The sequence below is a fragment of the Mucilaginibacter sp. genome (assembly GCF_028288105.1).
Taxonomy (GTDB): domain Bacteria; phylum Bacteroidota; class Bacteroidia; order Sphingobacteriales; family Sphingobacteriaceae; genus Mucilaginibacter.
The window spans coordinates 1-14,945 of record NZ_JAQBOI010000029.1 but is presented as its reverse complement, the minus strand read 5'-3'; the positions used below and the strand labels follow the sequence as shown (position 1 = coordinate 14,945).

At 42.6% G+C, this 14,945-nt stretch carries 13 protein-coding genes and 1 other RNA gene; 9 read left to right on the top strand and 5 right to left on the bottom strand.

What is annotated here, in order from left to right; all coding sequences use genetic code 11:
* The 5 genes from JWQ85_RS01710 to JWQ85_RS01690 all read left to right on the top strand — a co-directional run.
* Positions 1 to 924, top strand: a 924-nt coding sequence (locus JWQ85_RS01710) for a chorismate mutase (protein ID WP_299462976.1), incomplete at its 5' end; no start/stop codon positions are given.
* 104 nt (positions 925 to 1,028) lie between these two features.
* Positions 1,029 to 2,327, top strand: coding sequence for a 3-phosphoshikimate 1-carboxyvinyltransferase (gene aroA / locus JWQ85_RS01705; protein ID WP_299462973.1), 1,299 nt, complete (start codon positions 1,029 to 1,031; stop codon positions 2,325 to 2,327).
* A gap of 135 nt (positions 2,328 to 2,462) precedes the next feature.
* A complete protein-coding gene (gene aroC, locus JWQ85_RS01700) occupies positions 2,463 to 3,554 on the top strand; it encodes a chorismate synthase (protein WP_299462970.1) in 1,092 nt (363 codons plus the stop codon).
* A gap of 54 nt (positions 3,555 to 3,608) precedes the next feature.
* The gene (locus JWQ85_RS01695) at positions 3,609 to 4,862 is read left to right on the top strand and encodes an MFS transporter (RefSeq protein WP_299462968.1); all 1,254 of its coding nucleotides are present in this window, start codon (positions 3,609 to 3,611) and stop codon (positions 4,860 to 4,862) included.
* Between the two features lie 8 nt (positions 4,863 to 4,870).
* On the top strand, positions 4,871 to 5,500 hold the full coding sequence (locus JWQ85_RS01690) for an HAD family hydrolase (RefSeq protein WP_299462965.1): 630 nt from the start codon (positions 4,871 to 4,873) through the stop codon (positions 5,498 to 5,500).
* A 147-nt stretch (positions 5,501 to 5,647) separates the two neighbouring features.
* Here the strand turns inward: JWQ85_RS01690 and JWQ85_RS01685 are convergent, their stop codons facing one another.
* Positions 5,648 to 6,166: a DinB family protein gene (locus JWQ85_RS01685; protein WP_299462963.1), complete on the bottom strand. Its 519-nt coding sequence runs from the start codon at positions 6,164 to 6,166 to the stop codon at positions 5,648 to 5,650.
* A gap of 125 nt (positions 6,167 to 6,291) precedes the next feature.
* On the opposite strand from JWQ85_RS01685, the gene JWQ85_RS01680 reads away from it, so the two are divergent.
* Positions 6,292 to 7,854: a L,D-transpeptidase family protein gene (locus tag JWQ85_RS01680; protein ID WP_299462961.1), complete on the top strand. Its 1,563-nt coding sequence runs from the start codon at positions 6,292 to 6,294 to the stop codon at positions 7,852 to 7,854.
* A 102-nt stretch (positions 7,855 to 7,956) separates the two neighbouring features.
* On the opposite strand, the gene JWQ85_RS01675 is transcribed toward JWQ85_RS01680, so the two are convergent.
* The 4 genes from JWQ85_RS01675 to JWQ85_RS01660 all read right to left on the bottom strand — a co-directional run bounded on the left by JWQ85_RS01675 (position 7,957) and on the right by JWQ85_RS01660 (position 12,663).
* Positions 7,957 to 8,745, bottom strand: a complete 789-nt coding sequence (locus tag JWQ85_RS01675; protein WP_299462958.1) for a murein L,D-transpeptidase catalytic domain family protein — start codon at positions 8,743 to 8,745, stop codon at positions 7,957 to 7,959.
* Between the two features lie 199 nt (positions 8,746 to 8,944).
* Positions 8,945 to 9,523 carry a nitroreductase gene (locus JWQ85_RS01670; RefSeq protein ID WP_299462955.1) on the bottom strand — a complete coding sequence of 193 codons (579 nt, stop codon included), beginning with the start codon at positions 9,521 to 9,523 and terminating at the stop codon, positions 8,945 to 8,947.
* Positions 9,524 to 9,726: 203 nt separating this feature from the next.
* Positions 9,727 to 10,086, bottom strand: coding sequence for a putative quinol monooxygenase (locus JWQ85_RS01665; RefSeq protein ID WP_299462952.1), 360 nt, complete (start codon positions 10,084 to 10,086; stop codon positions 9,727 to 9,729).
* 144 nt (positions 10,087 to 10,230) lie between these two features.
* Positions 10,231 to 12,663, bottom strand: a complete 2,433-nt coding sequence (locus JWQ85_RS01660; RefSeq protein ID WP_299462949.1) for a thiamine pyrophosphate-dependent enzyme — start codon at positions 12,661 to 12,663, stop codon at positions 10,231 to 10,233.
* 135 nt (positions 12,664 to 12,798) lie between these two features.
* Between JWQ85_RS01660 and JWQ85_RS01655 the strand changes: the two genes are divergently transcribed.
* The 3 genes from JWQ85_RS01655 to ssrA all read left to right on the top strand — a co-directional run.
* The gene (locus JWQ85_RS01655; protein WP_299462946.1) at positions 12,799 to 13,200 is read left to right on the top strand and encodes a DUF1573 domain-containing protein; all 402 of its coding nucleotides are present in this window, start codon (positions 12,799 to 12,801) and stop codon (positions 13,198 to 13,200) included.
* A 123-nt stretch (positions 13,201 to 13,323) separates the two neighbouring features.
* Positions 13,324 to 14,529, top strand: a complete 1,206-nt coding sequence (locus JWQ85_RS01650) for a pyridoxal phosphate-dependent aminotransferase (RefSeq protein ID WP_299462943.1) — start codon at positions 13,324 to 13,326, stop codon at positions 14,527 to 14,529.
* Between the two features lie 115 nt (positions 14,530 to 14,644).
* Positions 14,645 to 14,945, top strand: a transfer-messenger RNA (tmRNA) gene (gene ssrA, locus JWQ85_RS01645); the annotation flags it as partial.

Genomic DNA, 14,945 nt, shown 5'->3' with positions numbered 1-14,945 from the left:
ATTGGCAGCATTGGCTTAGAATGGTTAAAACGCGCCAAAGAAGAAACCGGCTTGCCTACCGCTGTTGAGGTAGCTACTGCCAAGCACGTAGAAGAAGCCTTAAAAGCTGGTGTAGATATCCTTTGGGTGGGCGCACGTTCAACCGCTAACCCTTTTACCGTACAAGAAATTGCTGATGCCCTTAGAGGTGTTGATATCCCGGTGATGGTTAAAAACCCGGTTAACCCCGATCTTACTTTGTGGATTGGCGCTTTAGAGCGTATCAACAATGCAGGTATCACTAAACTGGCTGCTATTCACCGTGGCTTTTCATCATACGAAAAATCAGCTTTCCGTAACGAACCAATGTGGGATCTGGCCATCAGCCTGAAAACATTGGCTCCGGAATTACCTATCATTAACGACCCAAGCCACATTACAGGTAACCGTGACCTGATCCCCTACATCGCCCAAAAAGCGCTGGATATGGATATGCAGGGATTGATGATAGAATCGCATATTGACCCTTCTATTGCCTGGACAGACGCTAAACAACAGGTTACCCCTGCCGCTTTAGTGGAGCTTATTGACAATTTAACTTTACGCAAACCAGAAGTTAGGAATGTAGAAGTAAATGATAAACTGCACGAACTGCGTAACCAGATCGACAAGATAGACGACCTGGTGATCCAAAAAATAGCCGAGCGTATGCAGATAGTTGAGAAGATAGGTAACTACAAAAAAGATAACAACATTACCATTTTACAGGTTAGCCGTTGGGACGAGATCTTGCACAAACGCACCAGCTATGCAAAAGCGTTAAAATTAAGCACAGAGTTTACCGAGAAATTATTAGAGCTGATGCACAGCGAATCTATCCGTAAACAAACCGAGATCATGAATGCCGGCCAGGAAGTTCCTGCCGAAAAATTGACACACGCGTAAAAAGCCTCACCCTGCCCTCTCCAAAGGAGAGGGTTTTAAAGAGAGTGAGGTTTTAAAGTCCTCTCCTTTGGAGAGGATTTAGGTGAGGCTATATAATTTCTATAATGAAGCATAACATCATACTTACCAAAAAAGGCAAAACGGTAAACGGTACGGTACAACTCACCGGTTCAAAAAGTGAGTGCAACCGTGCCCTGGTTATCGAGGCGCTTAGTGGCGGTAAGGTAAAAGTTGAAAATATTTCTGATGCGGCAGATACGGTTACCCTTGCGGGGATCTTGAGGAAGTCGGCAGTTGAAAGTGAGCAGTTAGCAGTTGTTGAGAATCACTCATCACTCACTGCTCACCACTCACCAGCCACTGAAATCAACATCGGCCCTGCTGGCACAGCTATGCGTTTTTTAACGGCGTATTATGCCATTGGCGATCAGGAAGTAATACTAACAGGCAGTGAGAGGATGAAGCAAAGGCCAATAGGGGTATTGGTTGATGCATTGCGCAGTTTGGGTGCCCATATCAGTTATGAAGAAAATGAGGGGTACCCCCCCGTTAAACTTAAAGGCAGTTTTGAGCAGCAAACTCGTAAGATCAGTATTAAAGGTAATATAAGCAGTCAGTATATTACTGCATTGTTACTCATAGCTGCTCGGCTGCCTTTAGGTTTAGAGTTACATATTGAAGGTGAGCTAACCTCGCGCCCGTATGTAGAAATGACCCTGACCATGCTTAAACAGGCTGGTATCCAGCACAACTGGCAGGACAATGTTATTTCTATTGAGCACCAGGAATATGCCCAAACATCGCTGCATATTGAACCGGATTGGAGCGCTGCCTCCTACTGGTATGCTATTGCTGCTTTAAGTGATGAGGCCGAACTTTTCTTGCCGGGATTAACATCTTACAGCCTACAAGGCGATAGCGTTATTACCGAGCTGATGGCCAACTTTGGTATCACCTCACAGTTTAAAGATGGCGGTGTGCTGTTAACTAAAGAACCGAAGCCAATCTTCCGTAAGATCTTCGATCTGAAGGAATGCCCGGATCTGGCCCAAACCATTATTGTGGTATGCGCGGCTTTAGGTCACGATGCAAGCTTTACCGGACTGGAGACTTTAAAAATTAAAGAAACCGACCGTATATTAGCTCTGCAAACCGAACTGGCAAAAATTGGTGTTAAGCTGATAGAAAAAGGACAGGTTTACAAGCTGGATTGCAGCGAAAAGCAAATTCCGCAGCGTATGTTTGTAAACACTTACGATGATCACCGTATGGCAATGGCCTTTGCGCCGCTGGCAACAGTGATACCCGAACTGGAAATTGAAGATGCCGACGTGGTTGAAAAATCGTACCCGGCGTTCTGGCTAGATTTACAGAAAATTGGTTTTGAAGTAAAACCAGCATAATAATAAAGCGTCATTGCGAGGTACGAAGCAATCTCCAGATAGGAGTTGCCTACATGTAAATTGCAATGCAAAGTTCAGAGATTGCTTCGTACCTCGCAATGACGCGCGGAAAGAAGCAATCTAAAATCTAACATCATGGCAGGTAATTCATTTGGTCAATTATTCAGGATAACAACATTCGGCGAATCGCATGGCGAAGCTATAGGCGTAATTATCGACGGCTGCCCTGCCGGGCTTGATGTTGATTTGGATTATATACAAGGCGAGCTGGATAAACGCAAACCTGGTCAGTCAAAAATTACCACCCAGCGTAAGGAAAGCGACATAGTTAAGATCCTGTCGGGTGTGTTTGAGGGTAAAACCACAGGTACTCCTATCGCTATGATCATCCCTAACGAAGATCAGCGTTCAAAAGATTACGGCCATAATGTAGATGTATTCCGCCCATCGCATGCCGATTATACCTACGCCACAAAATATGGCATTCGTGATCATCGCGGCGGCGGCCGTTCATCAGCCCGCGAAACAGCAGCACGTGTAGCTGCGGGCGCCTTAGCTAAGCTTTTATTGAAGACACAAGGCATAGAGATATTGGCTCACGTAAGCAGTGTAGGAACCATTAACGCGCCAAATGTGTTTATTGAAAGCGCCGAAGAGTTTTTAGAAGTACGCGAACAAAACATAGTGCGCTGTGCTGACCCTGCCACTGCCGAAGAAATGATAGAGTTTATCGACAGCATCCGCAAGCAAGGCGATACTGTTGGAGGTAAGGTGAGTTGTTATATTAAAGATTGCCCTGTTGGCCTTGGTGACCCGGTATTTGACAAGCTACACGCCGATTTGGGTAAAGCGATGTTAAGCATCAACGCAGTGCACGGTTTTGAGTTTGGCTCGGGCTTTAGCGGCAGCGAAATGCGCGGATCGGAGCATAACGATATTTTTATTAAAAACGCCGATGGCAGCATTGGTACCCGCACCAATTTCTCGGGCGGTATACAAGGTGGTATCAGCAATGGTATGCCTATCGAGTTTAAAGTGGCCTTTAAACCTGTTGCCACCATTATGCAAAGCCAGCAAACGATAGATGGTGAAGGCAACGCCGCCGAGATCTCCGGCAAAGGCCGCCATGACCCTTGTGTCGTCCCTCGTGCGGTGCCTATTGTGGAAGCTATGGCCGCCCTTGTACTGGCCGATCACTGGCTAAGAAACAGGAACTCGAAATTGTAGCAAAGGCTTTAAGTAAAGCTTTTTGCTTTCCACTTAAATCTTAATTTTGCAATAATGCCTTCCCTTACCCAACTCTACAAAAAAGCTTACAGCGGTTTATCGCCAAATAGCTGGTATCTCAGCATTGTGATGTTCATCAATCGCAGTGGTACTATGGTAGTGCCGTTCCTGAGTATTTACTGTATTAATCAATTACATTTTAGTGTTGTACAGGCGGGTTATATAATGGCTTTGTTTGGTATCGGCTCTATTTTTGGCGCGTTTACGGGTGGTAAGCTTACCGATAAAATAGGCTTTTACGATCTGCAGGTAATTACGCTTTTAAGCGGCGGTATCCTGTTTATTGTATTGGGTTACCAGCGTACCTTTCTAACGCTTGGCATCGGCACGTTTATACTGAGTTTTTGTAACGAGGCATTCCGCCCGGCTAATTCAACGGCTATCGCGCATTACAGTTCGCCCGAAAACAAAACCCGCTCCTATTCATTGAACCGTTTGGCGGTTAACCTGGGCTGGGCATTTGGCGGCGGGTTAGGCGGTTACCTGGCATCTATCAATTATCATTTATTGTTTTGGGTTGATGGTTGTACCAATATACTGGCAGCCCTGATGCTGCTCAAACTAATGCCACGGGCTGCTATCAAAAAATCGGAAGTTAAACCTATACAGGCCGGTCCGGTTTCATCGGCGTATAAAGACAAAACCTATCTATGGTTCATCTTTCTATCCACAATATTTGGATTATGCTTCTTTCAGTTCTTTATCATGGAGCCTGTGTTTTATAAACTCAGCTGGCATTTTGGCGAGCGTTTAATTGGCTTCCTGCTGGCATTGAATGGACTGCTCATTGTGGCTATCGAGATGGTGTTGATCAATTACCTGGAAGGTAAAAGGCATGCCTTAATCTATATTATTTGGGGAGTGCTGATAACAGGCTTCGGCTTTGTATTGCTCAATATCTTACCGGCAGGTATAGCAACTGCTATATTGGTGGTTATACTGGTTACCCTTGGCGAGATCATGAGCATGCCGTTCATGAACTCCTTTTGGATAGCACGTACAAACAACTATAACCGTGGCGAATACGCGGCTTTGTATACCATGTCGTGGTCAGCAGCACAGATACTGGCACCGGCAATAGGCAGCCAGGTTATTTATTATGGCGGGTTTAAATCGTTATGGTGGCTGCTGGGTGTCTTGTCGTTATTAACGGCTGGCGGTTATTATTTACTGTACAATAACAACAAAAACCCTATTGAAACTGTTGCTGCCGAAGACATTGCCGCCCTGCCCGAACAATTACTTTAAATTAACCTATGAAACGTGTTTTAATTTTAGACCTCGATAATACCATTTATCCCGTTAGCTCAATTGCAGATCATCTGTTTGGCAAGTTATTTAAGCTGATAGACGAGAACCTTGGCGAACAAGACAGGCAGGCAGCCACCAAAGCCAAAGATGAGCTTACCCGCCGCCCCTATCAGCATGTAGCAGATGAATTTGGCTTTAGCGATGAACTAAAAACGCAAGGTATGGAAATGCTGCGCAATTGCGAATTTGATGAGCCCATGCATCCTTTTGAACAATACAGCATTTTGCAACAAATCCCCATAGATAAATTTTTGGTGACCACCGGCTTTACCAAACTGCAAATGAGTAAAGTAAGAATGCTGAACATAGAGGCTGATTTCAAAAAGATCTACGTGGTAGATCCTGAGCAATCCCCCAAAACTAAGAAGGACGTATTCCAGAAAATAATGCAGGAAAACGGTTATACAACCGAAGAAGTGCTGGTAATTGGCGACGACCCAAAATCTGAGATAAAAGCGGCCATGGATTTAGGTATCGATACTTTTTTGTTCGACCCATTGGATAAGTATACCAATGAAGGGGTTACCTATCATGCACGGGATTACAGGGATATAGCGGAGATAGTGAATAAATAACCCCATTTATCCGCATGTCATTTCGAACGAGGTACGAGGAGAAATCTTGTTCAAGTGACAGGTAGGTAACTGCATAATGAACAAGATTTCTCTTCGCCCACACACACAAGCCAACCCATGCTCATCGAAATGACAATTAGGTTTTAATCACCTTCTTTCCCTCAACACCCCTATCGTTACAATCAATTGCCCTAAATGCCGCATGGTGTGTTCGGCGCTGTGTGTGTAAAGCCCAATTACGGTTGATGGCAATTGCGCCCGGCCTACTCCTCTAAAATCCGTTAGGGTGGCTTCATTGGTTTCGCTTAACTGCTTCAGGGATAAATCAACCTGGATATTAAAAGCATTCACTAATTCGGTAACGATGTATATTTTAGTAGTCGGTTTGCCTTCGGCAGATAAATAATTTAATTGCTTTTCGGTCAAAGCTTCGCCACGGGCATAAGTAAAAAGCCTGTCAAGCACGCCGGTTAAATGCTGCAAATGAAACCCCGGCGATGCCATTCCGGCAACTTTTTCCCCAAGCAATTCATCCGGGAAACCGCTCATCAAGTCGTTCAATTCCTCGCGTGCCTGCAATAATGCATGCGCGATAGGTTGTAATAAAGCAGGAATATGAGTTAAGGGGCCGCGCAGCCATACTTCAGGAAGTTTATCATTCGCCATAATTCAAATATAAATCATTGCTCTGCGTTATCGCATCAGGCTAAAGTAAATCATAAAATAAATGTTTGCACAGCTTTATGGTATAGGTATTGCATATAAGCAGATAAACTATTAAGAATATTTACATGATACTATCAAATACTAAAAAAAAATCGGCCCTGCCGATGCTACTCACCCTGTTTTGTATACTCGCCCTAACTATCCAAAGCTGTAAGAAAAAAAGTCGCTCAGATATGGGTGCCGAACTCTACAAGAAAACGCAAAACAAAGTTTTTAAAGATGCCACGCCCGAAGGCTTTGCCGATGTATTTAAACAGGTACTTATTGATAATAAAGGCAAAATGGCTAATCCCAATTTGATAACCTCTTTTTACGTGCAAAATGATTATGACCCCGTTTTTGTGATGGACCATATCTTTAACGGCGATGTAGATATTATATCTAATTATTTTGAAAAGGCAGGTCAGCATGGCCTCGACCCTAAAATGTTTAAGGCCGACCAAATCAAACAACTGGTTGCTAAATTTAAAGACAAAAAAGGGATTAAAAATTTAGATGAAGCTTACCACGATATTGCAGAATTAGAAATATTAATGGCTAATTCTCTTATTAACTATTCAAGCGCGCTGGAGTATGGTATGGTTAGTCCGCGTAAAATATACGCGCGCTACTTCACTGCAACAAAACGCCCTGACAGTGCATCGATGTTAAAAACGTTGCGTGCGCAAAACCTTAAAGCATACCTGGATAGCATACAACCAAAAGACCCGCAATACCTTATGCTGCAAAAAGCGCTAATGAGTGGCGGCACCGCACAGGGTATGACTAAAGAAGAAACCACCCGCTATTTGGTTGTTAATATGGAGCGTTTAAGATGGAAAAACAAACCAAGTGAGCCTAAATACGTTATTGTGAACATTCCTGATTATCGTTTGGATGTAATGGATAATGGTCATTCTATCCTGAATATGAAGGTTGTTGTTGGCGAAGGCCGTAATATGGATAATGCCAACACTTTAGTTGAGTATGATGAAAGTGATAAAAAAGACCGCCCGTTCAGTCGCGAAACACCGCAGCTAAATAGCGTGATACATAGCGTACAGGTGAACCCGGAATGGAACATTCCGAAAAGTATTGCCAGTAAAGAAATAATGGTTGAAGCCGCGCAAGACCCTTACTATCTATCAAACAAAGGTATAGACGTATATGAGAACGGCAAAAAGGTAGAAGACCCGGAAACTATTGACTGGGGAAGCGTATCTAAAGACCAATATGAATTTAAACAACGCCCGGGCGATGATAACTCGTTAGGTAAAATTAAGTTCCTGTTTAATAACAACAGCAGCGTTTACCTGCACGATACCCCGGCAAAAAGTGGTTTCAGCCAAACAATGCGTGCTTTAAGTCATGGTTGTGTTCGCCTTGGCGACCCGCAGGCTTTAGCTAAGGTCGTATTTGGTGAGGGCCCAACTTACGATAAAATTATAAAAGCCATGAGTGAGGATAACCCCGAACCAACAACTATAGCAGTACCTAATAAAATACCGGTTTATATTACCTATGTAACCTGCTGGGCAGATAGCACAGGCACCCTGCAATACCGCCCGGATGTTTACGGTTTAGATATTGTATTATACGGGCACCTGCAAAAGTTTTTGGCTAACAAGGATCAGATAGCGGCTTTGTAGTGAATAGAGAATGTGAGTGGTTGCTTACAAAGCGATAATACGTAAAAAAGGCCGCCGACATATGTAATGTCGGGCGGCCTTTTTTATAATTAGTTAGTTTGTTTAAAGCGATGCCATTGTAGCTGTGCCTGTGGTGTCAGGCGTTACAAAGTTGGCAGGCGCTGTTTCATCCAGTAGTTTCGAAGTATAATTGCTATCGTTACCGTTAATGTACAGCATAGAGCCGCCTTTAATAGTATTAATAACCTTATCAGATACTTCTGGCGATACTGCAGGGCAGCCAAAGCTGCGGCCTAATCTGCCTATCTGGTTAATAGTGTTCTGGCAAACATAATCTGCAGCATGTATAACAATACCACGTGCCCGTGCAGCGCTGTTTATACCTTCATCTAAACCATCCAGTTTTAATGAACGGCCATGTTTACCCATATAAACCTCGCTTGCCAAATAAAAACCTAAGCTGCTTTGATGCGACTCGTCATTATTTGAAAAACGGTTGGCCATATCATCGCCACTGCCTTGCCCGTGGGCAACCCATGTGTTTAATACCAACGATTTATTTACTATATCGATGATCCACATACGTTTTTCACGGCTCGATCTGGTAAAATCGACTACAGTGATGATATTGCTGTTTTGGGATATTTTATTAGCCAGCTTAAGGTTTAAAAAACCTGTAACCGCTTTTTGAAATACAGCCACATCCATACCTGTTTGTTGCAGGTTTGCTGTGTTATAAATATCTGAAACGTACTGTGCAAAAAGTTCTTTCGCACCGTATGTTTTAACTGTATTTTTATTTGTCTCGATCGCGCTTGTCGGTTTCCAACTGATAACCGTTATAGAAAATAACAATAAAGCGCCAATGATCCACCACAAGTGTTTCCTCATAAATATTGGGTTTAATGGTTAGTTTAAATTTGGTAACAAATCACTAATGATATACTATTAGTTGATTTTGTTAAGACAAATATACGCAAAAAAGCCAAAAATATTGTCACAGCAATCTAATCATGCACTTTTAAGAAATTTTATTACTAAAAGGTTAATGTCAACTACTAAACGAGGAACGAAAATAAAACAGGAATTATTATTTATTCCAGGTGATCTTTTCTTCTATAGGTGTCTTTCTTTTACCTTCAGGCTGTTCTTCTGTGTAGCCCAAAAACAAAACGCCTAAAATGCTATCCTCAGCACCTAAGCCAAAATGCTCGGCATAAGCAGGTTTTAAAACCATACCACCAGTACTCCAAAAAGCGCCGATATTTAACGCTGTAGCACCTAATAAAAGGTTTTGCACCGCGCACGATGCAGCTATCACTTCTTCAAATTGCGGGATCTTTGGCAAGTCGCCACGTTTTTGGTAAGCAATAATAACATGCGATGCATTGTTACCCTGGTTTTGCAAATTAGTATATACTGTAGGGTTAAAGCTTTCGCCCGGGTTGGCGGCTTTAAACAATTCGGCATGTTGCGCACAATAAACTTTTGGGTCTTCAAAAACGATGAAGCGCCATGGCTCGGTTAAACCATGTGTAGGTGCCCAGTCGGCCAGTTCTAATATAGAAGCTATGTGGCCGTTAGGTATTTTATTACCATTCATGGTAGACGGTTTAATAGTACGGCGGGCCTTAATATTATTTGCGATTGCTGAAAATGTAGTATCCATAGTGAGAAATTATTGAGCGGCGAAATTAGGGAAATAAGTTAAAAGTGATGTGGGTTTGATGTAATAATTTGGGGCGGCAATTTATGTTTCATGCAAAGACGCTAAGTCGCAAAATTTTGATTTACTTCTTTGCGACTTAGCGTCTTTGCGTGATAAATTAAAGTGGTAGTTGTTATTAGTTGGTGTGGACAAGTATGTGTTATCTAATTAGGTTTTACTGCTTTACTGATAAGATCAACATCGACCAACTCGAGTGATTTAACCATGTTTTGAACGGTGACTTTGTACTTTTTAAAATGAGGCGTTTCTATGTGTGCTTTGTAAGCAGACGTATCAGCATAAATTTCGAGTATGGTAATACGTGATGGGTCATTTTTATCGGCAACAGCGTAATATGTCAGCACTCCCGGTTCAACTCTAACAGCAGTCGTCATCTGTTCTTTAAGTGCAGCATTATATTGTTCTATTTGTGAAGGGTCTACCTGAATTTTTGCAAACCTCACCATTTGCTTTTTTTGCTGCGCAAAAGCGTTCTCTACAGAAAATAATGTTGCCGCTGACATGACAACGCTTAAGATTAGTTTCCTCATTATGTGAATATAATAAACTTAGAATTCAATGCCTAATAATTGCAGCTGAAACACCGTACATTTTAAACAAAAAAGGCCGATAATTATCGGGCCTTTAAATATATCTAAAAACTTCCTTTAATATATCGCAGGGTACTTACCCGGGTTAGCCTCGTTCATGATATTATAAACGGCTTCTACAACATCATCTAACGATGGTTTGCTGAAGTAGTCGCCATCTGAACCATATGGCGGCCTGTGTTCGGCGGCGCAAAGAGTTTTTGGTTGCGAATCAAGCGAATAATAACCGTTTTGTGCCTCAATAACCTTTTGCAGGATATAGGCAGAACCACCACCCGGCAGATCCTCATCTATCACCAATAGCTTATTGGTTTTTTGCAGAGATGTACCGCAGATATTATCGGTATCAAAAGGATATAATGTTTGAGGATCAATCACCTCTATATTAATACCCATCTTCTCCAGTTCTTCGGCAGCTTCCATAACTATACGCAAGGTAGAGCCATAGGTAACCACAGTAACATCGCTGCCTTGTTTTATTATTTCGGCCTTGCCCAATGGCACGGTAAACTCGCCTACGTTTGTTGGCAATTTTTCTTTTAAACGATAACCGTTAAGGCATTCAATAACCAAAGCAGGTTCGTCGCCCCGCAACAGGGTATTATACATACCTGCCGCTTGGGTCATATCGCGCGGAACGCAGATATGCATACCACGCATAGCATTCAATATCAAACCAAGTGGCGAGCCAGAGTGCCAGATCCCCTCTAAACGGTGGCCACGCGTACGCACAATTAAAGGCGCACGTTGCCCGCCACGGGTACGGTAGCTTAAACTGGCCAGATCATCACTTAAAACAGTGATAGAGTATAACAGGTAATCAAGGTACTGGATCTCGGCAATTGGCCTTAAACCACGCATGGCTAAGCCCATGCCCTGCCCTATAATTGTTGCTTCGCGGATACCGGTATCGGTAATACGCAGATCACTGTATTTGCTTTGCAAACCGGCAAATCCCTGGTTCACATCACCGATTGAGCCAACATCTTCACCAAAAGCAACAATAGATTTATCGCGTTCAAAATTGGCATCAAAGCAGGCGTTTAATACCTCGCGCCCATCCATCAGCTTAGCATCATCAGCGTATTGCGGTGCTACAACCGGTACATATAACGGCGATTTTGGTGTATCAGTAAATAGCTTTGAGTTAAAGCGTTCTACGTTTTTATCTTTTTCGGCAGCCAACCAATTAATAAGGTTTTGCCTTGCATCAGAGTTTTCTTTAACCGTTAAACGTAAAACCTTGCGTACACAGGCAATGGTATCGCGCCTGCCCGGGTCAACACAAGTTTGTAGTGACGACATCAAGCCAACTATCTCATCGCGCTTTGCAGATTGCTGTGCTATACTATCAATCAACTCAACTGCCTCAGCCATTTCTGCTTTTATCTCATCCTCCAGTTCGCTCCAGGCCTCGCGTTGGCAATTACGAACATATTTTTTAGCCTCGGCCTCTAAAGCATCAACTTCTTCGGCAGAAATAATGGCAGACTGTATCATCCATTTGCGCATTTGCAAAAGGCAATCATGCTCTTCTTCCCAGGCTAACCTGTCTTTTGATTTATAACGCTCGTGGCTGCCCGACGTAGAGTGGCCTTGCGGCTGTGTCATTTCAATAACGTGTACCAATACCGGCACATGCTCTTCCCGGCAAATTTTTATAGCGCGTTCGTAAGTTTCGCAAAGGCCGACATAATCCCATCCGCGTACTTTAAATATCTCGTACCCATCAGCGTTTTTATCCCGTTGGAAACCTTTTAATATTTCTGATATATCTTCTTTAGTGGTTTGAAGCTTTGCAGGTACAGATATAGCGTAGGCATCATCCCATATAGAAATAGCCATAGGCACCTGTAACACACCGGCAGCATTAAAGGCTTCAAAAAATAAACCTTCGGATGTTGAACCGTTACCTATAGTACCAAAAGCAACCTCGTTACCATTAACAGAAAACTGTTTCAGGTATTCCAATTCTTTATTCTGTCGATATAGCTTTGAGGCGTAAGCCAACCCCAGCAAACGTGGCATGTGGCCACCTGTGGTTGAAATATCCGCGGCGCAGTTCATAGTTTCGGCCTGGTTGGTCCAGTTACCATCGGCATCAACATAACGTGTTGCATAATGGCAATTCATTTGCCTGCCTGCCGATGCCGGGTCCTTTTCAATATCAGGGTTGGCATAAAGCTGTGCAAAAAACTCTTTAAGGTTGCTCATGCCGGTAGCAAACATAAAAGTTTGGTCGCGGTAGTAGCCTGCACGCCAGTCCCCCTTGCGGAAAACTTTGGCCATAGCTAACTGGGCAACTTCTTTTCCGTCGCCAAAAATGCCAAACTTGGCCTTCCCCGTAAGCACCTCGCGCCTGCCAATAATACTGGCCTGGCGGCTTTCGAAGCCAACACGGTAATCGTTGATCACAATTTTTCTAAAATCGTCAAAACTGAGTTCGGAAGCATTTGTACTGCTACCTGTGTGTATTACAGTTTCGGGCATATAAAATTTTGTTTAGGCGGTAAAATTAAGAAATTCTATTCTGTTATTTGTATTGGTAGATGTAAACATATAGTTTTTACATTAGTTTTGTATTTACGTTAAACCTTTTATATTTGTAATAATCAAACACGTAACATGAAAAAAATATTATTGATATGCGCGGTGGTTTTAGGCTTTGCCTTTAATGCATCTGCACAAAACGATCAAAAAGCCGAGTTTAAATTTAACGAGGAAAAGCACGATTTTGGTAAAATTGCACAAGGAACCCCGGTTACTACTGTATTTGAATTTACTAACGTTGGTACCGAGCCATTAATTTTAACCGAAGTTAAACCTACATGCGGTTGTACTATTGCTGATTACACCAAAACACCTGTTTTAAAAGGCGCTAAAGGTTCAATCAAGATCACTTACAATGCAGCTGTAGTTTCGGCTTTCAACAAAACCATTGTAGTTACTTCAAACGCTAAAACACCTACAAAATATTTAAATATTGTGGGCGAAGTAGTTGCGAAAGCACCTGTTAGCAGTAAGTAAGCCTCACTCTTATAAGACATTTAAGGCATCGATAAATCGATGCCTTTTTTTGTGCCTTTAAATAATGTTATGTATGCATAGATTTTACAAAAGGTGTATTACATCTTTTTACTAATTTTGCACATGCCAAAAATTTCGCAAAAAGGGCAGCGGATGCCCGCATCTCCTATACGTAAATTAACACCTTTTGCTGATAAAGCTAAGCTTGAAGGAAAAAAAGTGTACCACCTTAATATCGGCCAGCCGGATATTGAAACACCTGAGGGTATGCTTAATGCCATCAAAAATATCGACTTTAAAGTATGGGCCTATACCCCATCTGAAGGTACGCTGAGCTATCGCAAAAAGCTTACAGAATACTATAACAAACTGGGTTACAACATTAAACCCGAAAATATAATTGTTACTACCGGCGGATCTGAAGCCATTACTATTGGTATGATGACCTGCCTTGACCCGGGCGATGAGGTGATCATCCCCGAGCCATTTTATGCTAACTACAATGGCTTTGCAAACCAGAGCGATATTGTGGTAAAACCCATCCTATCATATATAGATAATGGTTTCGCCCTGCCCCCTATCAGCGAATTTGAAAAACTGATCACTCCTAAAACAAAGGCAATTATTATTTGCAACCCTAATAACCCTACCGGTTACCTGTACTCGCAAGAAGAACTGGACGCTTTAAAGGTTTTGGCCTTGAAATATGATCTGTACTTATTCTCTGACGAGGCTTACCGCGAGTTTTGTTATGACGGACGTAAGTTTATATCGCCAATGCATTTAGATGGACTGGATGAAAATGTGATTGTGATGGATACCGTAAGCAAACGTTACAGTGCCTGCGGTGCCCGTTTAGGTTGCCTTATCACCAAAAACAAAGAGGTACTGGCAGCAGGTTTGAAATTCGCACAAGCACGTTTATCAGCAGGTATGGTAGAGCAAATTGCAGGCGAAGCTGCGGTTGATACGCCTGACGAATATTTTACAGCCGTAAATAAAGAATATACCAAACGCCGCGATACTTTGGTAGGCGCCCTTAATAAAATAGAAGGCGTTTACTGCCCTAACCCGGGTGGCGCGTTTTATGTGGTAGCAAAGTTCCCGATTGATAACGCTGATAAATTTTGCCAGTGGATGCTGGAAAGCTTTAGTTACGAAAACCAAACAGTTATGATGGCACCCGCAACAGGCTTTTATAGTACCCCCGGAGCAGGATTTAACGAAGTGAGAATGGCCTACGTATTAAATAACGACGACCTGAATAAAGCAATGGTTTGTTTGGCAGAAGGCTTAAAAGCATATCCGGGGCGTACAGTGGGCAGTTAATAGTTTGTTTTGGCAGCAATAATGTCATTAAACTGCATTCTATGCCCCTTATGGTATATTTTTTGTACTTTTGTAATATCTACAAACTGGCAACTAAAACTGCCAACTCTAATATGGGGTCGACCGGAATTGACAGGATGGAGATAACTAAGTAAGCATGCAGCGCGTTGGGTGAATTAGCGCTTAAATCTGAACGCTCAAACTTACAAATGGCGAAAATAACTACGCCTTAGCTGCCTAATTTAGAATTAGCATAGCTTTTGTCCCGCCGGTTTTCCTTCTCATTGGATCGGCAACCGGGGCATCGAAAAATGAGAATAGCCTGCTTAAGGTGTGGTAAGCAAGCGAAACAAAGCACCTAAGGATTTCGGTACAGGTAAGCGGTTAACCTTCCTTAATCCCTACAATTAAATAAC